Below are 25,033 nucleotides of genomic sequence, written 5' to 3' on the forward strand. Positions count from 1 at the left end.
GGTATGAAACATCGAGCTAAACTTATATTTCCAAAAGTTTCTTAGCTTCATCATCTGCAATTAAAGCTTCAACAAACTCATCTAATTGTCCATTTTTAACTACTTCGTCTATTTTATAAAGCGTTAAGTTTATTCTATGGTCGGATACTCTTCCTTGCGGAAAATTATAAGTACGTATTCGCTCCGAACGATCCCCCGAACCTACCTGCCCTCGTCTACTATCAGCTCTTTCTTGTTGCTTTTTACGTCGTTCTTCTTCATAAATTCTAGCACGCAGAATTTTTAATGCCTTAGCTTTATTTTTATGCTGCGACTTCTCATCTTGCAAAGCTACGGTAATACCGGTAGGGATATGGGTTATGCGCACAGCAGAATCGGTAGTATTAACGTGCTGTCCACCGGCGCCTGAAGCTCTATAAGTATCGATTCTTAAATCCTTATCTTCAAGCTTAATATCAACCTCTTCTACCTCAGGAAGGACTGCAACAGTCGCAGCTGAAGTATGGATGCGTCCATTCGATTCAGTTTCAGGTATTCGTTGTACTCTATGCACACCGGACTCAAATTTGAGCTTAGAGAATACATCCTTGCCTTTTATTGACGCTGACGCTTCTTTATAACCGCCTATACCTGTATCTGCGATTGCTAATATCTCAAAACGCCATCCTTTTAACTCTGCATATCTTTGATACATATTAAAAAGTGTGGCAGCAAAAAGTGCTGCTTCTTCTCCGCCACTGCCTGCTCTCACTTCAATAATAGCACTTTTACTATCTGCCTCGTCTTTCGGTAATAAAGCAATTTTTACAGCTCTTTCAAGTTTTGGTAATGAATTTTCAAGAGTGTGTATTTCGTCTTCAATCATTTCTAAAGTTATATTATCAAGTCCCAATTCTAGCTTTAAATTATTGGCTTCTTCAAGCTCAGATTTAGCCTTATTATATTCTTTAATTTTTTCTACCACCTCTTCAAGCTCAGCATATTCTTTAGATGCTTTAACAAATTCATCTCCCATAATACCGGAAGATAGTTTTTGGCCTAAATTTTCATATTTATCTACAATTTTTGCTAAGTTATCTGAAAAACTCATATTACTTTTATATATTATTATGATTTATTTAGAGTGAGAATATTTATTGTTGTATGACTCACAAAAGTACTTAGTGTCCATGCTGTGGCCCCTACACAGTATCTATAAAAAAATTTAAAAAGACTTGATACCGTGATCGAGTCGGCTTTATTTTGTTGTATGGACCGATTTCCCTTTATTACCCCCCTATGGCTTGATCACGGGCCCTATCTTATAATACTAATATTGTGAGTATTATAAATTGTTTTTTTGGATACTTTAGTCAAGCCACAGGTGATACCTAAGACTTGATTATAACAACATCAAAGCGGGACTTTCTATAAACTTCTTAAATGCTGCCAAGAACTTGGCACTGACTGCTCCATCTATTACCCGGTGATCGACAGAAAGAGTTACATCCATAATTGTTGCTATACTTATTTGATCATTCTTGACTATAGCACGTTTTGAGCTGCTACCGACCCCCATTATGCAACTTTGCGGTGGATTTATTATAGCATTAAAATTCTTAATACCGTACATACCGAGGTTAGAAATGGTAAATCCTCCGCCTTGAAACTCTTCAGGGGTTAATTTATTATCTCTTGCTTTCTTTATTAATTCTTTCATTTCACGAGATAGTGCAATAATATTTTTTTGATCAGCATTTTTAACTATCGGCGTAATAAGCCCATTCTCAATCGCTACTGCCACCGCAATATCAACATTATTGTAATATCTAGTTGCATCTTCCCCCCAGCTAGCATTAGCATTTGGTACTTCTTGCAAAGCTTTGGCCACTGCTAAAATAATAAAATCATTAACTGATATCCTGGTTGATTGATCTTCAGAAAAAGATTTATTAATGTCCTCCCTTATCTCTAATAATTTATCAACGTTACATTCTATTGATAAATAGAAATGTGGAACTGTGTGTTTAGATTCAAGTAGACGTTTAGATATAATCTTGCGAATATTATTATTTGGTACTAAACGATATTCTTTGGGATTTCTACTCACTATTTTATTATGAACAGTGCTAGGAGCATATGATAAAATATCTTGTTTGATTATTCTACCCTGTGGACCGCTACCTTTGACATTCTCAAGTCTAATATTTTGAATTTTTGCAAGTCTTTTCGCAAGGGGTGAGGCAAATATTTTACTTTTGTCATGATTTGTAACTGCTACCTGCTCTATATTAGAATGTTGCGCAGCTATATTTTCATTGGATTTTGGAAGATTAGAGCCTGCTTTCGGCGATGGTGATACACTACTATTTTTTGCAATAAATCCATTAATATCGTCTATGTCTTCGCCCTCTTCACTTAACACAGCAATTAAAGAGTGAACAGGTACATTTTGACTATTTTGTGGGATAATTATTTTAGCCAGTATACCCTCGTCTACTGCTTCTACTTCCATCGTTGCTTTATCGGTTTCAATTTCAGCAATTACTTCTCCAGGATTAACTTTTTCCCCTTCTTTTTTTAACCACCTAGCTAGATTTCCTTCCGTCATAGTTGGAGATAAAGCAGGCATTAAAATTTTAATCGGCATAATTTATTTAGATTTGATTTATTATTATAATTTATTTAATTGCAATTGATGTCATTACCTCAGAGGCGTAAATCCAGTAACCTATTGTCACCACATCCCCATGTGGCTTGACCACGTATACTAAATAATCAACCCCCAAATTGTGATACATGCATAGAATTTTAATCTATGCAATAACACCATAACTTCCTCGCAATGAGGACTTGAGTATCTATTGCACCTTAATATCAGGGCTAACTATCATTATCATCTGCTTACCTTCCATTTTAGCATGCTGATCGATTTTAATGAGTCCCTCTAATCCTACTTCTATACGTTTAAATAGTTCTTGACCGACTTCCTTATGCAGAATCTCTCGTCCCTTAAACCATAAAGAAATTTTTACTTTATCCCCATTTTTTAAAAACTCTTTTATTTTTCTTAGTTTAGTTTCAAAATCACCTATACTAATATTAGGTTTAAATTTCATTTCTTTAAGTACGACGATTTTTTGCTTTTTGCGTGCTTCATGTAAACGCTTTTTGCTTTCATACTTAAACTTACCGAAATCTAAAATCTTACATACGGGAGGTTTAGCATTTGGTGATATTTCAACTAAATCAAGACCAGCTTTGTCAGCCATATCTAACGCTTCACTGATATTTACGATGCCGTGCATTTCGCCGTTTTCACCTACTAGACGCACTTCTCTAACTTTGATTTCTCTATTAGCCTTAGGAAAATTATTTTTAGAAATACAACTTCTCCGTATTATGTTTATAAATATATATTATTGCATTTAACTTATTTTATTTAAAATTACAAGTAAATAAAACATTTTATCTTTAATTTTATATAGAAAGTTCTAAAAAAATATTGAAACTACTAGGCAAATTCCAAATATTAATAAGCAGATTCGTGTTAATGAGGCAACTCTTTCCTGCATTTTCAAGTTTTTTAGATCTATAGCATGCTTATGAGATTGTTCTTTTTGTGCCATATGCATTAATTCTTGTAAAGTACCAGGATAAATATTCTCATACTCACTAATTAAATCAATTGGTGGTAATATATGTTCAAATTTTTTATGGTAAAAATTATTATCCGGCTCGTTTACACTCAAAGTCTTAGCATAACCTTTATTTAATCTATTATTTTTGTTAAAAAAACTTTTAGTCTCTTTCATATTCCTTTTTTATTTTCTGAAATGTATATAATATATTACTTTCAACCATTTTAAAATAATCCATTAATTGTGTTTCTTTTTTTTGCTGTTGTTTGGAACTTTTCTTATTTGTTATATTCTTTAGCTCTGCATATATTAGTTTTATAAAATTCTTTTTCATTGATTATACTAATTATAAGATCTTTTTCGGGTATTAGTGGTTTACCTCTAAAATTTATAGTATTATTAAACTTATTGCAACAGGTTATAAAAAATTTATTGCATCCACCAGTAATTTTTACTTCCTTGGCATCTTTAACCTTATATTTTACCGTTTTGGTTTTTAAATAGCTAAAATCTTTTATATAAAGTGCAATAATTATGTAATAAAATGCTTAAAAACACTTTTAGCATATATTTTTATAATAATAGCATTATTTATATTTATGCTCTTATGCATTTTTACTATTTTTTTGTTGACATGTTTTAAGCTTCTAAGTGAGCGATAACACTTGGTTCAAAAAATTTTTCATTAATATTTGATAATCAGAAAATATTTATACATCCTCAAGTTCTATTCTGCCTACTAAAACCATAATATCTCTAAATTGTTTTATACTTATATTTATCAGTGCATCAATTAGGTATTTTTTCTATTAATTCGTCATATAGTTCTATTAAATATTACCAGTAAATCATGCACATTTAAAAGTTTTTTCAATTTTATTAAAATCTTCCATTGATATACGAGAATATTATAATAAGAAAGCTTTTGAAATTCGTTTAATTGCTCATATGTTTTTTTACGTTTGTGACATTATAACTTGGGTTGTTATTCTCCTTGTTAATTTTAGAACTTAAGTGATAGTGAACAATAGTTAAACCAATAATTAAAATTTAGTAATAGTTTTGCTAAAAGGAAAATTCGGCAGTGGAAAAAGAGATTATTTTTTTGGAAGGTAGTTGCAATATTATTCTACCAGTACTATCGATTTCTTTAAAAATACCTGTTACTATATCATTTTGCTGTTTAACGCTAACATTCTCATGTAATTTATAGGCATGTTCTAACCATTTTTTTCTAATAAAAGAAAAACTGTTATTATCCCAAATTTGATAATATTTTTCAAAATTCTTTATTAAAATCTTAAGTAACGTGTGCAGCTCTATAGGCGGTAAATTTTCGTTTATTAAACTAGTAGTAGGTTGGTCGATATCTATAGGATGATAAGTAATATTAATTCCTATACCGATAATAATATAATAATTATCCTTTACTTTAATTGATTCAAGAAGTATACCTGCGATTTTTCGACCGTTCATCAAAACATCGTTGGGCCATTTTAGTTTTACACTGTCATACCGTGGCTTGACCACTATATCCATATAATTACTGGATCCTGCGATCAAGTCACGGTATGACATGCTATCATAAACGGCGAGTGCTGTAACAAAAGATAATTGTGGTAATAATTCTAGATCTTTACCAGGTTTTATTATTAAACTTACATGTAAGTTACCTGATCTAGACTGCCAATTGTTACTACTTCTACCTCGTCCTTTAGTTTGAGATTTGGCAAGTACTGCATAATTTGAATCAACTTTGTGACTCTTAACAATTCTCATAGCCTCAGAATTTGTACTATCTATTTCATCAAAGACAATTAGTTTGAATTTACCTATGTACATTTTTAGCATTAATGTTGTTGAAACCAATGTAATTCCGACGTAAGCTAGAATCCAGTAACCTTATTGTCACCTAATCCGTTTAACCACACGGTCCAAATAAAAATATTATTTTTGGATACTGCGGTTAAGGGTTAAGCCACATATAACACTGAAAAAATTTAGATTCTCGCTTTTAATGGAATTACATAAGAACACCTAACTTATACCCTACTTGCATAAGCTCTAGTTATAATATGTTTGTTGTGAATTTTTAGTGCTTCGCTTTTACTTATGAAGCTTTCTAAAGCTTGCTTAGTAAACTTAAACTTAGCAATATTGTCATCAAATGTTTTAATTTGGTTAAATCTTGCATCTTTTTGTTTATCTATTCCAAATACCTTAATAAAAATATCTTTTACTTGACTTGAAGCGGTAGGATCATTTAATGTATGCAGCAAAGCTTTTAATATATTATTACTACTATTAGCTGCAATAATTACATATTCTTTAAGGTTATCTTTTAATTTTGTTTCACTTAATGCTCTGGCTTTACAAAAAAGTATATTTTACCATCCTTTTAGTTATATCTTTCTCTCAATTCATCAAGAGTCTTATCACCTTTAACATTTATATCCGATCTCTATAAAAAATTTTCTATATTTTCTTTAATCACAAGTTCTAATAGATCATATAAAGGTTTACCATCTTTATTTAACTGTACTATACCAGCAGAAAATCCTTGCTTTCCAAGTAATGTTTGTAAATTTGTATTTTTAGAAATTTCTTTAAATTGCTTAGTAGGTGTCCAAGTGCTACCAATGCTGCCGTTATAGCACCTACGTAAGAACCTGCTACCGCCTTGACATTATCCAAAACACCAGTTTTTTTGCTACCTCATAAGCGCCGGACTATATTACTCCCTTAACTCCACCTCCACTAAAAGCTATATATTCTATAGGATTTTCTGTGCCTGCTCTAACTTCTGTAATGTTTTTATTTAATTGTTAACAATAAGATCTTGCTGAATTTGTGTTATTTCTTCTAACCTTTCTAATATATTAGGTTTCTTATTAACTACAGGCGTTTTCAATTCTTTTTTTAGATTATTGTTAATAGAATTTTTTATTATCTTTTTAGCTACAAGATTATTTTATTAAGTTATCTTCTACAAACTTCCAGTTAATCATATGCTGAATAAATATTTCAACATAATCAGATCGTTTATTATAATAATCAATATAATAAGCATGTTCCCACACATCACATGCAAGAATCGGCTTCATACCGTTTGCTATAGGCGTGCCAGCATTATCAGTTTTGATAATTTGCAACCTATTATCGTGATATACAAGCCATGCCCAGCCGCTACCGAATTGCCCTACTGCATTTTGCTTAAATTGCTCACAAAATTCTTTAAAACTGCCAAAATCTTTATTAATTTGTTCTAATATTTTACTACTTGGCTTACCTCCGCCCTGCGGTTTTATTGAATGCCAAAAAAAGGTATGATTCCATATTTGGGCTGCATTATTAAAAATAGCTGCATTTGAGTTTTGAGATGACCATTTTATTATTTCTTCTAAATCTTTCTTTTGTAATTCTTCTTTATCTTTAAGTAAATTATTTAGATTTTGTACATATGCATTATGATGCTTACCATGATGATAATCAAAAGTTTCGTGAGTGAAATACGGTTTAAAACTCTCTTTATCATAAGGTAAATCAGGTAATATGAAAGGATATGAAGTTTGATTAGACTTGTCGCAATAAGCCATATTTATTTTCTCCTATGTTAGTTTTTATACTGGGTTATACTACGGTTTGAACACTATATTAAAAAATACCACTCACAAGATAACACATTCAGGATGTGGTATGACATAATCCACCCAACAACTCATAAAAATCAGAAGCTAAAAGAAGTGATCCGGTTATTATAATATTCGCTTTAATATTGCCGTTTATTTTCTTTATATCACTAATCGCTTCTTCAATAGAATCACTTGCACTAAAATCAATACCGCTCTTTTTACCTTCAGAATCTATTCTTTCTGCACTATGACTTAGAGGTTCAGAGAGAACTTTAACACCATACCCTTTAATTATCAAACCCCTAAAATAAGAACAAAATTCTTCGATATTTCTATTTTTAGTCATACCGAGTATTAAATATATAGGCGATGTTAAATTATCGCAAATCCAACTAGCTAGAACCTGTGCTCCACTATTATTATGGGCTCCGTCTAACCAAATTTGAACATTATCACCTATTAATTTGGAATATTTTTTTGGTTCTATTTTTTCGATTCTTGCAGACCAAACAGTATTTTGCAATCCTTTAGAAATCATTTTGTTGCTAATATTAAATTTTTTATTTATCAAACTAATTAAAGCAATAACGCTTGCTGCATTTATTAATTGATGATCACCAAGCAGTGAAGGAATCGGAAATTCATAAGTAAAATTTTGTGACGAATAAATAAATCCGTTGTTAGTCTTTTTAATACCGAAATCATATTCATAACAGAAAATCGGTACTTCTATCTCTTCAGCCTTTATAAATAATATTTCATACACTTCCAAAGTTTGCATACTTATAACGCAAGGAATGCACTGTTTCATAATACCTGCTTTTTCAACTGCTATTAAGGGTAATGTATTACCCAGCACATTCATATGATCATATGAAATAGGTGTAATTAAAGTAATTAATGGTTGTGCTACTATATTTGTTGCATCTAACCGTCCGCCAAGCCCAGTCTCTAAAATTAATATATCGGCTCTAGTTCCTGCAAACGCTAGAAATGCTGCTGCCGTAGTACCTTCAAAAAAGCTAGGTTCAATATTAAATTTTTCGCTTGCTACCCTCACCTGCTCACAAATCTGCCATAATTCATTATCCGAGATTTTCTCGCCCGCTAATATGATTCGTTCATTAAATTCTAATAAATGAGGAGAAGTATAGCAATGTACCTTATAATTGGTAAGCGTAAAGATGCTTTTGAGCATAGCAGCACTTGAACCTTTACCATTTGTACCTGCTATATGTATAATGGGAGGAAGCATTAAATGAGGGTCACCTAATGCTTTTAGAAGGCTTGCTATATTCTCAAGATTATATTTAATGTTATTTTTCCAAATTGGCACCGGGAAATGTGGCATTAACATTTTATTTATTGCTATTACTTACTACTTTATTTGGTTTTACTAAGTTAATAAGTCCAATTAATAAGAATGATTTTATTATACCAGGTATAATAAAAGGTAATACACCACCATAAAATGCGCCGCTGACTCCTAAGAATTTAAAGAGCCACATCCAACCAGAACTCATAATAATTATATTACCGATTAAACATAAAGATATCTGATTTAACCATTTATTAGAAGTAAATATTTTATCTTTTAAGCTAGCCATAACATAACCGGCAATTAAAAAACCTGCTAGATATCCTCCGGTAGGACCTAATAATACTCGTAAACCACTTGAAAACCCTCCGAATACAGGGATTCCCATTACTCCAAGAGTTATAAAAGATAATATTGTTAAAGGTCCGGTAGTTTTATTATATGTAAGTCCGATGAACATCACTGCAACGGTTTGCAATGAAATAAATATAGGCTTTATAGGTATTATTATTTGTGAACAAATAGCGAGTAATGCCACTCCTAAAACTATTTCCATTGCTTGCCTTTTAATTAAAGGTAGTGAGATTAAATTAAGTTGCATAAAATTACCTCATAATTTATTTTTTAAATAACTAAAATAATAGAATTATATAAATGTTCTTGTCAAGAATATAAAAATGAAAATAAAAATTTATAATGATCTAGGAGTGTCAAAAGAAAGTGTTAAGCATTGCGAATATACCCTAAAACTTTACGCTTTAAATTATAAAGTAGAATATATTTCTGCACAAGAAATTATAGATGGGATGTGGATTCAAAATACCTTATTACTTATTTTACTTGGAGGAAGAGACTTGTATTATGTACAAAAATTACAAGGAAAAGGTAATCTTATAATACAAAATTATTTAAAAAATGGAGGGCATTTTCTTGGAATATGTGCCGGTAGTTATTATAGCGGTAATTATTTGGCATTTGCTAAAGGAACAAATATAGAGGTGATAGGTGAAAGAGAATTAAAGATTTTCAATGGAGTGATTAGAGGACCGTTGCTTGCTCATTATTATTACAATTCATATAAAGGAGCAAGAGCTGCTTATTTAAAAATAAACCCTAAACTTAAATTAAATATAAAAGACTGTTATATTTTTTATAACGGTGGAGGATATTTTGTTGACGTAGAAAATACCAAAGATACTGAAATAATAGCAAGTTATGAGGATTCTAAGGCTGCAATAATAAAATGTGCATATGGTAATGGAACAGCTATTCTAAGCGGCGTTCATCTTGAATATGATCCTGCACTTATAAAAAATCAACCTCTTAATAAGATTTGTAAAATACTAAAAGCTCATGATACGAAAAGAATAAAATTATTAAATAATATATTCAAAAATCTAAATTTGTATAATAGTTCGGAGGTGTAAAACCCGGGATTCTATCTTGTAATAATAACCTAAAAGCGGGTCTTGATTTGATGAGAGAGTACCAATGTTTGATAAGCGTCCATTTACCCCAAAAAATCTCACCAAAATAATCGAGTGCCGATAAGTGACAACTTGCGGCAATATCGGCAATCGTGAGTGAATCCGATACGATATAGCTTCTTTTTTCTAGCAAAGAAGTTATATATTCTAAATGATAGTTTAGATTATTTTTTGCAGCACGTAAAAACTCGGTTCGCGGACTGCTCATTTTAGCAATTGATCTTATAACTTTTTCGTCAATAATAATTTTAGTAACTTCACGATAAAACTTATCGTTAAACCAAAAAAATAATCGTCTAATTTCGGTACAAATATCAATATCTTCATCTAAAAAATTAAAATTTGGATATTTGCTATTAAGATATTCAACAAAAGGATAAATTCCTATTACGCATAAGCCATATGATTCTTCTAAAACGGGTAAAGTTCCAGATGGGTTTATTTTTAAGAAACCTTTATTAAATTGCCAATAATCTTCTTTAATTGTAGTAAATTCTATATCTAATTCTTTTAAGAAGACTCGAGCTTGTCTTGAAAGAGGACAAATAGGATAATGATATAACTTTTTCATTAAAATTTATGTTATAGTAAGTTCGATGTTATCCTGTGGTTTAACCCTGTGGTCCTTAGGATTTTTATAAGGTCTATAAGCCGGATTCTGTATGAATATACATTCATTGCAGTTATTTATCTAGGATAAACGTTACCGTTTACCTCAAGCGATCTACCCGCATTACAAGCCGGTTAGAGATAACCCGGGAACTTAAAATACAAGTTCTGTAAAGCCTATTTGATCTTGCTCTTGGTGGGGTTTACCATGCGTAACTTGTTACCAACTTACCGGTACGCTCTTACCGCACCTTTTCACCCTTACCGAAATATTTCGGCAGTATATTTTCTGTGGCACTTTCCCTAAAGTAATAATACTCCGCCGGAGATTAGCCGGCACCATACCTCTATAGAGTCCGGACTTTCCTCGTGATCTATAGCTTTGCTATATCATCCACGCAACTGCATGACCACTTAGAATTATGGTCAATTTTCTTAAATTAGTCAATAACATTTAGAAGAAATTAACTATCTGGGGGATGGTTAATTCTATTTCATGGAATAACTATGTATAGGACTATAAGAAAAAACATATAGTATATTATCATAGTTATCCATTATAGTATGGATAATAAAAAACCGTTATAAAGTACTAACTAAAGTAATATAAGAGTAATACTAATCTGATCATTTGTACATTTTTGTATCAATTCCGCCTCATATAGCAGTAAATGAGTTTGTACAAAAAGCAAAGAGAAGAAGAACATCAGAAATCATATAACAAGAATTTCCTAAGTTGAAGAAAATATATTAGGAAAAACATTTTTGGGTAGGAGGCTATTTTAGTACAACAAGTGGTCATATTACAAATTTAGGTAATTAATGAGTACATAAATAACCATACAGAAGCTTATCAGCCATCTTCAATTTCTAATTATTTAGATTGAAGTAGCTTTAGCGTAATTCTATAGCACTTCTAGTGCTGCTATCCCAACCTATCGGCTCCTCCAGCCTATAGTAGTTGAGTTATTAGACTCTATAAGATTTATTTCTTATCAAGATATTTAACTTTTGTACACAGAACCTAATTAAATTAATAAGTATAATAATAAATTTATTAATAAATTTAAAATTTCAACTATTTTATTATAATTTAACGTTGCTACTATTTTTTTCATACTGTATAAATATGATTTAATGTTCCTAAATACATAAGTTGTTTAGCAAATTTTAATATATGATATGAAAAAATTAATTTATCATTTTGGCAGTAATGGTAGTGATGGAAACGCTAGCATGAAAAATATACTTGGTAACAAAGGTGCTGGTCTTGCCGAAATGTCTAACCTAAAATTACCTATTCCAGATGGTTTTACAATAACTACGGAGCTATGTAATTACTTTTATACCCACAATAATAACTTTCCTCAAAATTTTCAAAGTGACTTAAAAAATGCTATCACCGAACTTGAAATAACTACCGGTAAAATTTTTGGCAGCACAAGCAATCCTTTGTTATTATCGGTGCGATCAGGTTCTACAGTTTCAATGCCCGGAATGATGGATACTATCCTTAATCTTGGAATGAATAACGAAGTGTGTAATGCTCTTGCAGATTCCTGCGGTGATAAACGATTTGCTCTTGATAGTTACAAAAGATTTTTAGAAATGTACGGCTCAACGGTATTATCTATACCTAGTGATCTATTTGAACAAATTTACGAAAAACACAAGATTCAAGCTAATCTTTATAAAGATAGTGAAATTACCATAGAATTATTAGAAAAAATTATTGACGATTTTAAACGATTGCATATTAAGTATACTAAGCAACTAATTAATGACCCTTATGAGCAATTAGAATCGGCAATTAAAGCGGTACTACACTCTTGGATGAGTAATAGAGCAGTTATATACAGAAAAATCAATAATATTTCGGGGGACTTCGGTACGGCTATTAATATCCAAGCAATGGTTTTCGGTAATTTAGGCAAGACTTCAGCTACGGGAGTTGCTTTTACTAGATCACCTTCTACAGGAGAAAAAAAGCTCTTTGGAGAATTTTTAATAAATGCTCAAGGTGAAGACATAGTGTCGGGAACTAGAACACCTATGCCTATTATAGCAGACGATTCAAATTCTATGCAAGCAATGATGCCAAAAGTGTTTAATGAGCTATCACAAATTGCGAAAAAGCTTGAAGAACATTACTTAGATATGCAGGATATAGAATTCACGATAGAAAATAATAAGTTATATATCTTGCAAACACGTACTGCAAAAAGAACCGCCATTGCTGCTATTAATATTGCCGTACAAATGGTAGAAGAAAAGCTGATTTCTAAAGAACAAGCTTTAATGCGAATAGATCCGGAATCATTAAATCAATTATTACATACAAGAATTGATTACAGTAAGGGTTTTTCTTCTATTGCCGAAGGGCTGCCTGCTTCTCCAGGTGCTGCAACGGGTATTGTAGTATTCTCACCTTATGATGCTGAAAAATTATCTCATCATCATAAAGTAATTTTAGTACGCCATGATACCAGTCCAGAAGATATTAACGGAATGTATGTTTCTGCAGGTATTTTAACTATTAGAGGGGGAATGACTTCGCATGCAGCAGTTGTGGCAAGAGGTATGGGGAAACCTTGCGTTTGCGGCACAAGTAATTTATCTATAGATGAGAAAAAGCAAATACTAACGGCAGGCAACATAGTTATTAAACAAGGTGATACTATAACGATTGATGGCAGTAGCGGTAAAGTCTTTTTAGGTGAAATGCCGTTAATCCAGCCTACTTTCAGTGAGGCATCAAAGTTAATTTTAGATTGGGCAGACGAAATTAGCAGTTTAAAAGTTCGCGCAAATGCTGAAACGGTTAGTGATGCTTTAATATCCATAAAGTTCGGGGCACAAGGTATAGGTTTGTGTCGTAGCGAACATATGTTTTTCGATAAAAATAAAATTCCTTTAGTAAGAGAAATGATTATTGCTCCTGATATAGAACATAGAAAGCTTGCTGTGCAGAAATTATTACCTCTACAAACTGAGGATTTTAAGGCCTTGTTTAGAGTAATGAATGGAAAACCAGTCAATATTAGATTACTTGATCCGCCATTGCATGAGTTTTTACCTACCACTGAAGAAGAAAAAAAGAATTTGGCAAATAGCTTAAATTTACCTTTAGCCATGATTAATCAACGTCTTCATGCTATGCATGAAATAAATCCTATGCTTGGTCATCGTGGGTGTAGACTTGGTATATGTTCACCGGAAATTTACCAAATGCAAATAGAAGCAATTTTTACAGCTATTTTTGAGCTACATACAAAAGAACATATAGAATGTAATTTAGAGTTAATGATTCCTTTAATTAGCAATGTAGGTGAAGTAAAAAAGCTTAAAATGGATATTTATGAGGTAATAGAGGAATTAGAGCAACGTTATAGGTATAAGTTTTTCTTTATGCTTGGTACTATGATAGAACTACCAAGAGCAGCACTTGGCAGTAAGAAAATAGCTAAGGAAGTTAACTACTTCAGTTTTGGTACTAATGATTTAACTCAAACAACATACGGGATTTCTAGAGATGATATTGCTTCTTTCCTTCCATATTATTTACAAGAAAAGATTTTTGAATCTGATCCATTTACTATCATCGATGAAGAAGGAGTAGGAGAACTAATTGAAATTGCTATAAAACGAGGAAAAAGCAGTAATGCTAATTTAAAACTTGGAGCTTGTGGAGAACATGCAGGAAACCCTGTCTCTATAGAATTTTTCCATAGGATGCATTTAAACTATGTGTCTTGCTCTCCATATCGAATCCCTATAGCACGAATCGCTGCAGCACAAGCTAAAATTAAATATGGGTAATAAAGTATAATACAGGAATTTTAGATTCCTGTATTATACTTTATTACTCTTCAAATGTTGATGATTTACCTGTAAGGTTACTATAACCTATCCGCTTAAATTGTGTCGCCTTTGTTTAAAAATTGATAATTACCTCCTTACCTCCATTAGGGAAATATTCTTTTTTCAAATCTCATTTTAGTATTTCTATAAAATATTTTAGTGGATCTACTCTATAATTCGCTACAATAAATTCACAATGCTTTGTTACTTGCTTGTACGTACAGTTACTTTAACGCTGTTTTAAGAAAATAATTTAAAAATGTGCAAATCTTTAACTATTTATCACTACTGCAATTAAGTTACTTTTACTAGTGGAATTATTTATTAAAGATTGTATCTCTTCTTTTAAAAGTTTTCCATTAGCTTGAATTGACACTTACTAACACACTAAATATTATTGGTATTTACTACCTTTTGAACTTGTTTCTTTCCATATATTTACTAAATCAATTATTAAAAAACTAGACATTATAATCTTTTTTTGAGAAATCGTAAGGTTTACATTTTTATATTTGTTGGGTAGAATATTTAGGTTCTGTGAAGATTCCTCAAACATCCATAATGAGATTATTTTAGCAATTTTCACAGAACCTAGATTTATTATTTTAAAACGTATATGATCATAATACCTATACTAAGTATCTTTGGGTTTTCATCTTTTTTTGCACAATATTTTAAAACAAAATTGACTTTTGCTATTCCTGTAACAATCAGCATACTAGTACCAATTTTATATTGCTTTGCTATGTTAAAGCTATTGTCGACTGTAACATATATAAGTTATTTCCTCGGTATATTTTTAGCTCTTAGAAATTTGCATATTCCATCTAAAGAATTTATTGTTCTCGCTTTACTAATTTTCATATTTTTTCTTTATACAAGAGATGCATCACTGCATTCTTATGATGATTTTTCTCATTGGGGGATATTCACCAAAGAATTGCTATATTTTGGTTTTTTTGAAAATCAAAGCTCATTAACTTCTATAATTACTACGCATGCTCATTATCCAAGAGGTGCTGCAGTTTATCATTATTTTATGCTTTTACTTTCAGGTTATTCTGATGGTAACGTATTATTTGCACATTGCTTATTACATTTAGCATTTCTAGCTCCTTTAGCCGTAAATGAGAAATTTTGGCAAACTGGTGTATTGTTTTCACTTTTACTGTGTAGCGTAGTGTTATATACGACAGGGATTCGCTCTATATATAACGATAGTACTATTGGTTTAATGTTTGGAGCTATTTTTGCAATCTATATACTTGAGGAAAATAAACAAAAAGCGTTACTGATTATTTTACCTATTACGATATTGCTTGCTTTATTTCGAGAAATTGGAACATGGCTTGCTAGTTTTGCTTCAATAATTCTTATATTTCATTATACACTTTTTTATAAAAAACCTAAAAAAATAAGTGATTATATTATATATCTAATTCTAATTACTTTACCTATTCTATTTAGTTTTATTTGGATTAGTTATTTTAAAAACACTCATGATTTTTTTGACAGAGTTGACCATAGCTTTAGCAATTTAGTATATATCGCTGAAAATTTTAATGCACAACATAAGTTATTATTACTAAATTACGGTAAATTTTTTCTATTATTCTTAGTAAAAGAGGGAAGTCTGGTTGTATATACTATTTGTATGGCAGTATGGTATGGAATTCATAAATATAAACCGGATTTGTTGAAAGAATATAGATTTTTTCTGATAAGTACATTTATTTGCTTTATCATGTTTGCCTTATGGCGATTATATTTATATTTCTTTAACTTTAGTTATGAGGAGGCAATTAGAGGAGCATCGTTACTTAGATATCTAGGATGTTATGTTATCGGTATTGGAATGATTGCGGCTTCATATGTTAAAATTAGTATTTTCTTAAATAAGCAAAGCAATAAAGAATTATTTATATTTCTTTTGCTCCTTGCTGTTTCTACGTTTTCCTTAGTAAAAAACATACTAAGAATCAAACACTTAAGCTTAGAACAAAAGGCTTTTATTCAGCAAATCACAGAAGTTAAAAAGCTATTAGAGCAAGGAAATAAAATTGAATTTAATTTTAGTGGTAAGAAAGATAATTTACAATGTTATATATTAAATTATACTCTAGCACCGTATTTAGATAAAAAATATTTACAAGAATGTATAACAAGCCCTAAAGAAATGATGAGAGAGATAAAAAAAGAAGCAGTATATATGCCTTTTAGATAACTGTTATATCGTTCCCCGCTAAAGGGTATTTGTTGTGTCCGACCTACTTCATGGATAACATTGATTAGATTTTTTAATCCATACGATAATGTCATTCCAAATACAAAACCAATATAGATTTTAACACGAATGGATATAAAATATAATTTAGCTGCTGCTTACCAAATAATGGCGTATTTATCGCTAGATGATCATACTTATACGCATCTATCCGCAAGACCCAAAGAGGCTGATTTTGACTATATTTATCCTTTTGGACTAAGATTTGAATAGGTAACTACTGATAAACTTTTAAAAGTTAGTTTGGACGGAAAAATTTTAGAAGGGGAAGAATACCAATATAATAAAACTGGTTACTTTATTCATGGTAGTATTTATAAAACACGTCCTGATGTTTCTGCTATTTTTCATTATCATACTCCTGCATGTATTGCAGTTTCTGCTTTAAAATGTGGTCTTCTACCAATCAGCCAGTGGGATTTGCATTTTTACGAGAGAATATCATATCATGATTATAATTCTCTAGTGCTAGATGCTGAAAAACAAAGCAATAGACTTGTTAATGATATTAAGCAAAATTACTTCGTAATCATGGTGCCATTACCTGCGGCAAAACTATTCATGAAGCTATGTTTTATACTTATCATTTAGAGCAGACCTGTAAAACGCAATCCCTATTAAATTCTGTAACACAACAAGAGCTTATGATGCCTTCCGTAGAAATATGTAAACAAACAGTGCAAGATTTGCTATTGTTTGAAGAAGATTTGGGTAAACGTGACTGGGAGACTTGGCTATGGCTTGTAAAAATGTGATCTTATACTGTAAATTCATCAGAGTTGTTACATGGATCACAATTTTACATTGAGCTAGGGGAAATTATGGAGTAAATTGATAAGAACAAAAAAAACAATGCTAAAATTTCCTTTGATTATTTTTGGCCATGTAATAGATGCTGCAATTCCGGAAAGGATAAAGAACGCTCAATAAAAGTCTGTTGTTCTACAGATAAATAAGTGATTGCCAGATTAATAAACACTATAGGAGATGATTTTATCATTAGCAACAAGTTCAGGTGTACCTTCTATGGCAAAGTCTGAAGCATTTTATATAATACGAATACTATCCGTCAACAACGCATATTAATAGCCTGTGTGAAATAATGAGTTGATATATGAAGTGCATCGGGTATTATTTTATCACGATTGCTGATAATATATGCTCATTATAAGGTTCTTGCAAGTGAAATGAGCGCCTTCTGCTTGGATATTTTAATGGATTTGTATAAGTATCTTCACCAATATTTTTTATGTTTTTAACACCTGCTTCTTTAAGCTTGAACTCTACAAAAGCTGGTAAATCAAACATATAATTGTTTTCTTTTTTTGAATTTATAAAAAATTGTCTATTGTTAATATCCTTACTTAAGAAAGTATTATAATATTCATCATCAACTTCATATGAACTTTGAGCTATAGCGGGACCTATCACTGCTATTAAATTCTTTGCTCCTTTTTCTATCATTTTAGTAACTATATTACTAATAATATTATTTATACTTCCTTTCCAACCCGCATGTGTTGCTCCTATTATTTTACCGTCGCCGCTTGCAATTAGTACTGGTACACAATCTGCTGATTGTACAGCTAATACTAAATTTTTCTTAGTTGTAATGCTTCCATCTGCTTCAGGTATGGCAATTATGGGACCATCAGCATTAACAATTTGGTTTCCATGCACTTGATTTAAAATTAAAATATCTTGTGCTTTAAAATAAGTAGTAATAGATTTTTTATTTTTAACTATTTCTGTTTCATTTATCGAGTTATTTTTTTTTATATATCTATGAGTAGAATTATTGAATGTTTTATCAAAAATTTTATAATAAACTGATCCGTTTATTATTAATCTTTCCATGAAAATACCCTATATTAATTATAATAGTTTTATTACTGCTTTATCGTGCCGTTTACAAAAAAACAAACAGTTAGAAAAAATAATAGCACAATTTCGCCAAGATTATGATCTAATTCCTATCATAGGCGTAGAAATAGAGTTTTATTTAAGTCACAATATTGATATAGCTAAATTTGAAATCCTTTTAAGAAAGTACTTAGCTAGATTTAAAATTCCTAAAATAAAACAAGAAAAAGGTAATAATCAATTTGAAATAGACCTACCTCCTTCTACAAACTTAATACAATATATAAAAAATATATTAGAGGTTAAAACTATCTTAAAAGAAATTGCACAGCAGTTAAACGGTGATATAGATTTTTCTCCTAAACCATTTTTGGATGATTATGGTAATAGTATGCACTTTCATATTAATTTTAATTCTAAGTTTAATGATTATTACATAATTTTAGCAGCACAAGGGCTGTGTCACTATATGTTAGATACCCTACTCGCTTTTATGCCAAGCACTATAGATTATTCACGGATAAATAAAAAATTTATGGCTCCTACTCATATATCATACGGTGGAAATAATAGAAGCGTAGCCGTACGAATTCCAGATTCTTTTCCTAAACGTATAGAACATCGCTTATCTTCTCCCGAAACTGATCCGTATATAGCAATTTTCACTATTTTAAAATCAATATTATTGGCTTTAAAATCTCCAAATTCACTCCAAAAAATAGAAAAAATTTATGGCAATGCTTTCGACCATCAATATAATTTAACTCCATTACCGACATCATCTTATGAGAGCTTTATGTTATTTAAACCAGAATTTTTTAAGTAATTTTACTACAAAAAAATAATTGTTTTTTACAACTAAAATTTAAATTGATTTAAAGTTTAAAATATAAAACGACTTAAATTGTTTTAATTAATTATTTTTTGTAAAACAAAATACTTATGAAGTGCTTTAATACACATTTCACTCTATATTTTCATAATTTTTCATTAGATAATTAAATTCTGCACCATAGATGAATATCATATTTATAATATAGAAGAATATTAATGTAACTATTATACTACCAAGGGAACCGTACATTAAATTTAATTGATTATAGTAGACTATATAAGTTGAAAGCAAATAGCCACTTATTATCCATAATATCACAGTTAATACAGCTCCTGGAAATACATCAACAAAATTTAGTTTTACATTAGGTAATATATAATACAAAGACGAAGCTCCTAAGAATAATAAAATTAAAATAAAAGAATATCTTATAAAATTTAAAATGATCTTATATTTTTCAATAGCCTCTAATATTATTGGAATTTTCATAAAAATTATTGGAATCACTACTAAAAGAAACATAGTAAATGTAATCAAAGCACTAATTATAAGAAACTGTATAATACTAAGTAATCTTCTTCTTATATAAGGGGGCGGAGATTTTATTTGATATACACGATTTAAAATAGTTCTTAAACATTCTACAAAAGAAGAAGCAGTCCAAACACTACCTACAATTGCAAGATTCATTAAACTTTGAGGAGGCGCGCTTAGTAATTCTCGAATTCTTTTTTCTATTGATTCCGTTGCTTGTTCCGGAAGACTCTCTAGAAAAATCTGTATAAAATTTTGACCAAGTTCTGAAGCTCCTAAAAAACTTGTCAAAGCTAATAAAAATACTAGGAAAGGGAAAATAGATAAAAGTATCATAAATGACATATATCCGGAATGTTCCACACCATCATCTTCTATTGTTCTAAATAAGGCTACATAAAGACAATTAAAAATTTTTCTCATTATAAGCTTAAGTTTTTTTATTATTAATTAATTATATATGTTATTTTTTTAGTAAAACTTATAATTTTTATTAAAAATAATAACATATGTGTTCTGAAAACGGATTGAAGAACTGCTGCAAATTCCGATTTCTACAACTTTTTAATCAATAGTAAAAATTACTTTTGTAATTTACTATTGGTAATAATTATGATGCTTTTTTGCTGCAAATAATAAGATTATCTTAGATAGGTTATACTATTTCTACAAAAACCTTATTAATTCCTGCTACAAAATAACTCAAAATATAAATTAATTAGTAATCTTTACAGAACCTAATGTTATATTTAATCTTAAATAAGTGTGCTGTAAATAATTAATTTACAATTTAAATGAAATTATCCTTGATTTGAAATATCAACTTAGAAATGAAATTTTCCCTTGCATTAATTTTATATTTTTCTACAATACACAAAAATTTTATTTTTTATATAATTGTAATTTATGCTTCAGGTAAATAAGTTTTTAAAAGATAAAATATTTATATTGTATCTTTAAATAATATTTAAAGTTCTTATGATATTTTTTATTTGATAAGGAATAATTTTGTACGATTCTTTAATAATTATTTACCAAATGATTACAAAAAACTTAAAAAATGTTATTTTATAGTTGCTTATAATGTTAATTTATGGTACCATTTCTACTTGTAATTGTAGAACTTTAGTGGTATAAAATTATTAATAACTACGTATGTTATAATTAATATTGTTCAAAGAAAATTTTTAAATTATAGATATAATTAGTAATTAAGGAGAAGATAATGGGTAGAAAAAACGATATTATACAAAAAATCGATAGTTTTATCGGCAAGAAAATTTATTCTTTAAGACTCGCTAAGGGGTTATCTCGTCAACAGCTTGCTGAAGTCATTGATGTAACTCATCAACAATTACAAAAATACGAAAAAGCAATTAATAGAATTTCTGTAGGAAGGCTAGTACTAATCGCAGAAGCTTTAGATAGAAATATTGATTATTTTTTTGAAGGTTTAGAAGAAGCTAATAAACCTCAACCTGTACATACTCAACATCAACGCATGTGCATTGAAGTTTCAAGAAATTTTATGAAAATTAATAGTACAGAAGAACAACAAGCTGTTAATAATTTAGTAAAATGTTTAGCTGGAAAAGAAAAGATAAAAACTAATACATAAACACATATTTTGTGAACATCATTAAGCTTTATTTAATATAGTATCCTAAACAGTTTTTTTTGTCATTGTGAAAAAAGTTATAAGGTAATTGCTTCAGTAAAGAAGAAAAAACGCTAAAGAATTAGCATTTTTGTATTATTTTTCTAGGTTGTCATGCAAGTACTACAACTGCTCGCAATGACAATTTAGTATCCATGTAACAAGTTTTTAGCTAGAATGACATTTTATGGTACTCTTCCTATATTCTTGCGTGGTTTTAGTGTAGTATCATAACCTACTTTAGATTTATCTTGAATTGCAACTTTTGCTTCAAGCTTTGTACGGTTTTTTGTTAACATTTTTATATTATTAATGCTACCTTTTTTCTTATTTTCTGACTCATTTTGAATTAAGGTACTAATTAATTTTATTTTTTCTTTATCATCTAATTTTAGATTTTCAATAAATGATTTTTTCTCTTCTAACTCTTTAGTGCTATTATAACTTCCTTGTTGTTGTTCATATTGTAGTTTATATTTCTCATCTATAGCTTTATAATCATTAACTATTTTACTAATGTTTTGCTCTGATTCCGCTCTTGTTTCTTTAATAGTATTAAGATTAGCATTTGGAGAAAGCATAACGCGCAAATTATTGACTTTCTCAACTGCAAGCTTAGAGATATCACTTAATATACTAGAAGTTTTTGTCACAACTTTTTCTTCTGAGACTTTAAGTTTTTCCGGATGGAATGTTAAAATATCAGCTACATCTTGGACTTTATTAAAATCATCACGAGGCTTAGTTTGTTCTACACTTTGAGATAAATCTTTATTTAAATTTTGAGTTTCTCTATCTAAAACTGCTCCACTCACTGCATCTTTAAGTATTTGTTTATCTTCAGCAGTACTCTTATCAATTCCGTTAGAAACAGCTTTAATCATTTCAGAAGTTATTTCAGGATCTGCTTTGCTTTCATAAACACCTTCTACTAACCCTTTAGTCATTAAATCTCTAACAGGTAAATCAGTCTTACCTTCTGCAATACCTTTTTCTGCCAATTCCATAATAGTTACTTTATCTGCTAAGCATGTATTACTATGGCTAATTATAGCCTTACCTACCCCTTTAACAATATCTGCTTTATCTTTAGTATCAAGTGCGCTTTCTGCAACTGTTTTAGTAATTCCCTCAATTATTTCACCTTTTAACTCTGCTTGAACTGGAGCATCTAAAACCTTTGTAGTCACATCTTGTATTTCTTTCATTTTAGCAATAGTATTAAATACAGGATTAGCTAAAATGCTTAGCACTTCTGATATTTTACTTTCTTTCTCTTGTTCCACTGTAATCTTATCTAAATTCTGCCTCATCAATTGTTGTTGTTCTTCACTAAGAACTCCGGCCTTTACCCCTTTTTTTAATATAGAACCTAATAATTTTTGTTTTTCTGCGTTACTTAGTTGAGAAGTATTAACTTTATCACCTACTGCTATAAGCAGTATCCCTTTATCTTCAGTAGAAAGGTTACTTTTTATTACAGCATCTATAGTAATACCGTCAGAATCTATTGCCTTTTCTACTATTTGTTGCTTATATTTGGGCTCAAGATTCTCTGAATTTAAAGCAATAGCTAGTTTGGCTTCAAGCATTTTTGATTTTTCGCGATCTGATAAAGCACTATCACTTTTTATGTTTTCTAATATACTACCTACACCCGATACTTTTGCGTCCGGTGCAAGATCTTTATTATTGATTATATTTCCAGCTAAAACAATTATATTAGCCTGCTTTTCAATTATATCACTTTTTTCATTATTAAGAATTGCCTTGGCTGCTTCTTTAATGAATTCAATTTGTTTATTACAGTCCGTTTCTTTTGTTAAACCTGCATTGACATAATTTAATAAATCTTGCATGCTGCCTGACAAAGCTGTAACTGCATTAAGTATCAGATTTGGAATTTCTGAAGACTCAGCTTGTTGCATTTGTAGTATTTGTGTAGCAGTATGAATAGATGACTTTAATCCTTGATTTGGAGTTATTATTGGTTGTGGAGTTTTCTGAGATCGATCTTGTGCCTTTGTTAAATCTTCAGCTATAGTTTGTGATAAATCAATCGATTGACCTTTGTTTAGCTCTACCTCTTTCATCATTTCTTGATATTTACTGCGTGTTACTGCAAGTGTATAAATTTCTCCCCCATGCTCAATATAAGCTACCGCATCTGGTCCGTCTCCAGCAAATTTTAAAGGCTGCGGCGAGCTTATTTCTTTAAGTAGAGGTTTACCGTTTGGTCCTTCTTCGTAGTGAGCAGTGAAATATACTGCTTTATTTTTAGAGGGTTTTGTACCATCAGCTTTTAATGCTACCATTGATAGATGCATCGACCCATCGGCTTTATCAAGTTTTATAGGAAAATCTATTTCTCTATATGTACTGACCTGAATCTGAGTACCGTCTTGTTTAGATACAGTAAAAGGTTTAGTTTTATAGGTCATTTCATTTAAGGTACAAAGTTCATCACCTGCATCATTTTTAACTACTATTGATCTAAGATCACTGGCACTTACTTGATATTCCCACTGTATTGGTTTGAATCCACCTTTATAATGTTCAGCACTATATGTTGCAAGAACATTTCTATAACCTGTTATTTCTGCTGCTTCTAACTTCTTTTTAGTCTCTAAATCTTCAAAAGCTTGATCAAGCAATACTCGATTATCCGGATTACTTAAAAAAACACGGAATTTTTTATCTTCTTCCTCCTTTATTTGTTCAGCTAATTCTGGATTTGTATTGGTAAAATATTCTCTTAATATATCTCTTTGTTTTTCTAGGATTTCTTTTCTGATTGCTTCAGTTATTGGGTCTAATGTTTGACCATCAGCTAGTATCCTTTCCGATAAAGCACTAATTGAAGAGGTAGATTGAGTAGAAGATGCAGGAGTAACAATAAAACCATCATCAGCGGCCTCCAGTGTAGTTTGAGAAAAAAGGTCTTGCTTTACTTGTTGTTGTTTTTCTGCTTCTATAAATTCTCTATTTGCTAAAGGATCAAATTCACTTGTATCTGGGTTACCGTCATTACTCATAAAACCTCTAATTTAATCAAAAATTAATTATCACAAATTGCAAATAATGCAGATTCTACATTGATACCGCTACCATTCCAACAACGGTATGAATCCAGTTTTGCTTTCTTAGCATACTGTGGCCTCATGGTATCTAGTGTTTTTGATTTTTTTTGGGATCCTGCGATCAAATCGCGAGATGACACCGCCAAAAATTTATTCCTCACTTTTACGGGAATAATATAAAAACCCCATCTTTGTTGCAGTTTGTCTTATACTGTCAAAGATATATATACGGATTTTAGGAATATCAAGAAAA

18 protein-coding genes, 1 other RNA gene and 4 pseudogenes are annotated in these 25,033 nt (G+C 30.3%); 6 read left to right on the forward strand and 17 right to left on the reverse strand.

The genetic code is table 11. The features are described 5' to 3' along the window. Positions 1-22 precede the first annotated feature (22 nt). The 11 genes and pseudogenes from prfA to AAGW17_RS04400 all read right to left on the reverse strand — a co-directional run bounded on the left by prfA (position 23) and on the right by AAGW17_RS04400 (position 9,171). The gene (gene prfA / locus AAGW17_RS04355; protein WP_347938796.1) at positions 23-1,090 is read right to left on the reverse strand and encodes a peptide chain release factor 1; all 1,068 of its coding nucleotides are present in this window, start codon (positions 1,088-1,090) and stop codon (positions 23-25) included. A 291-nt stretch (positions 1,091-1,381) separates the two neighbouring features. Further along, positions 1,382-2,629, reverse strand: a complete 1,248-nt coding sequence (locus AAGW17_RS04360; RefSeq protein WP_347938797.1) for a pyruvate dehydrogenase complex dihydrolipoamide acetyltransferase — start codon at positions 2,627-2,629, stop codon at positions 1,382-1,384. A gap of 211 nt (positions 2,630-2,840) precedes the next feature. After that, a complete protein-coding gene (gene infC / locus AAGW17_RS04365) occupies positions 2,841-3,314 on the reverse strand; it encodes a translation initiation factor IF-3 (RefSeq protein ID WP_432213639.1) in 474 nt (157 codons plus the stop codon). 159 nt (positions 3,315-3,473) lie between these two features. Further along, complete coding sequence (locus tag AAGW17_RS04370; RefSeq protein WP_347938798.1) at positions 3,474-3,794, reverse strand: DUF2335 domain-containing protein; 321 nt, start codon at positions 3,792-3,794, stop codon at positions 3,474-3,476. A 173-nt stretch (positions 3,795-3,967) separates the two neighbouring features. After that, positions 3,968-4,156: pseudogene (locus AAGW17_RS04375) on the reverse strand (phage BR0599 family protein); the annotation flags it as partial. A gap of 529 nt (positions 4,157-4,685) precedes the next feature. Then, positions 4,686-5,462 (reverse strand): biotin--[acetyl-CoA-carboxylase] ligase, encoded by a 777-nt coding sequence (locus AAGW17_RS04380; protein WP_347939420.1) that lies wholly within the window; start codon positions 5,460-5,462, stop codon positions 4,686-4,688. A 200-nt stretch (positions 5,463-5,662) separates the two neighbouring features. Then, positions 5,663-5,899, reverse strand: a complete 237-nt coding sequence (locus AAGW17_RS04385) for a hypothetical protein (protein WP_347938799.1) — start codon at positions 5,897-5,899, stop codon at positions 5,663-5,665. Between the two features lie 122 nt (positions 5,900-6,021). After that, positions 6,022-6,570: pseudogene (locus AAGW17_RS05275) on the reverse strand (patatin-like phospholipase family protein); the annotation flags it as partial. A 16-nt stretch (positions 6,571-6,586) separates the two neighbouring features. Then, positions 6,587-7,216 (reverse strand): superoxide dismutase, encoded by a 630-nt coding sequence (locus AAGW17_RS04390; protein ID WP_347938800.1) that lies wholly within the window; start codon positions 7,214-7,216, stop codon positions 6,587-6,589. 88 nt (positions 7,217-7,304) lie between these two features. After that, entirely contained in the window at positions 7,305-8,609 is a 1,305-nt protein-coding gene (locus AAGW17_RS04395; protein ID WP_347938801.1) for a folylpolyglutamate synthase/dihydrofolate synthase family protein, read from the reverse strand. Position 8,610: 1 nt separating this feature from the next. Continuing rightward, positions 8,611-9,171, reverse strand: a complete 561-nt coding sequence (locus tag AAGW17_RS04400) for a biotin transporter BioY (RefSeq protein WP_347938802.1) — start codon at positions 9,169-9,171, stop codon at positions 8,611-8,613. 76 nt (positions 9,172-9,247) lie between these two features. On the opposite strand from AAGW17_RS04400, the gene AAGW17_RS04405 reads away from it, so the two are divergent. Continuing rightward, positions 9,248-9,997 (forward strand): BPL-N domain-containing protein, encoded by a 750-nt coding sequence (locus tag AAGW17_RS04405; RefSeq protein WP_347938803.1) that lies wholly within the window; start codon positions 9,248-9,250, stop codon positions 9,995-9,997. Here the strand turns inward: AAGW17_RS04405 and AAGW17_RS04410 are convergent. Together AAGW17_RS04410 and rnpB are read right to left on the reverse strand one after the other, a co-directional pair. Beyond that, positions 9,960-10,628 (reverse strand): glutathione S-transferase family protein, encoded by a 669-nt coding sequence (locus AAGW17_RS04410; protein ID WP_347938804.1) that lies wholly within the window; start codon positions 10,626-10,628, stop codon positions 9,960-9,962. The genes AAGW17_RS04405 and AAGW17_RS04410 overlap by 38 nt on opposite strands. A 60-nt stretch (positions 10,629-10,688) precedes the next feature. Then, positions 10,689-11,084, reverse strand: an RNA gene (gene rnpB / locus AAGW17_RS04415) — RNase P RNA component class A. A 764-nt stretch (positions 11,085-11,848) separates the two neighbouring features. Here rnpB and ppdK point away from each other — a divergent pair. The 3 genes and pseudogenes from ppdK (at position 11,849) to AAGW17_RS04430 (ending at position 17,566) form a co-directional block, all read left to right on the forward strand. Next, the gene (gene ppdK, locus AAGW17_RS04420; RefSeq protein WP_347938805.1) at positions 11,849-14,485 is read left to right on the forward strand and encodes a pyruvate, phosphate dikinase; all 2,637 of its coding nucleotides are present in this window, start codon (positions 11,849-11,851) and stop codon (positions 14,483-14,485) included. A 658-nt stretch (positions 14,486-15,143) separates the two neighbouring features. Then, positions 15,144-16,751 (forward strand): hypothetical protein, encoded by a 1,608-nt coding sequence (locus tag AAGW17_RS04425; protein ID WP_347938806.1) that lies wholly within the window; start codon positions 15,144-15,146, stop codon positions 16,749-16,751. A 129-nt stretch (positions 16,752-16,880) separates the two neighbouring features. Then, positions 16,881-17,566, forward strand: a pseudogene (locus AAGW17_RS04430) (class II aldolase/adducin family protein). Positions 17,567-17,677: 111 nt separating this feature from the next. On the opposite strand, the pseudogene AAGW17_RS04435 reads toward AAGW17_RS04430, so the two are convergent. After that, positions 17,678-17,805 (reverse strand): annotated as a pseudogene (locus AAGW17_RS04435) (peptide deformylase); the annotation flags it as partial. Between the two features lie 137 nt (positions 17,806-17,942). Further along, a complete protein-coding gene (gene pgeF, locus AAGW17_RS04440; protein ID WP_347938807.1) occupies positions 17,943-18,668 on the reverse strand; it encodes a peptidoglycan editing factor PgeF in 726 nt (241 codons plus the stop codon). Here pgeF and AAGW17_RS04445 point away from each other — a divergent pair. Next, complete coding sequence (locus AAGW17_RS04445; RefSeq protein ID WP_347938808.1) at positions 18,667-19,500, forward strand: glutamine synthetase family protein; 834 nt, start codon at positions 18,667-18,669, stop codon at positions 19,498-19,500. The two genes, pgeF and AAGW17_RS04445, sit on opposite strands and share 2 nt — an antisense overlap. 138 nt (positions 19,501-19,638) lie before the next feature. Here AAGW17_RS04445 and AAGW17_RS04450 read toward each other — a convergent pair whose 3' ends face one another. Then, positions 19,639-20,466, reverse strand: coding sequence for a YihY/virulence factor BrkB family protein (locus tag AAGW17_RS04450; protein ID WP_347938809.1), 828 nt, complete (start codon positions 20,464-20,466; stop codon positions 19,639-19,641). An 802-nt stretch (positions 20,467-21,268) separates the two neighbouring features. Between AAGW17_RS04450 and AAGW17_RS04455 the strand changes: the two genes are divergently transcribed. Next, positions 21,269-21,661: a helix-turn-helix domain-containing protein gene (locus tag AAGW17_RS04455; RefSeq protein WP_347938810.1), complete on the forward strand. Its 393-nt coding sequence runs from the start codon at positions 21,269-21,271 to the stop codon at positions 21,659-21,661. Positions 21,662-21,885: 224 nt separating this feature from the next. Here AAGW17_RS04455 and AAGW17_RS04460 read toward each other — a convergent pair whose 3' ends face one another. Further along, positions 21,886-24,735: a Sca4 family spreading effector gene (locus tag AAGW17_RS04460; protein WP_347938811.1), complete on the reverse strand. Its 2,850-nt coding sequence runs from the start codon at positions 24,733-24,735 to the stop codon at positions 21,886-21,888. Positions 24,736-25,033: the final 298 nt, after the last annotated feature.

This window comes from Rickettsia sp. Oklahoma-10 (genome assembly GCF_039954865.1).
GTDB lineage: Bacteria > Pseudomonadota > Alphaproteobacteria > Rickettsiales > Rickettsiaceae > Rickettsia > Rickettsia oklahomensis.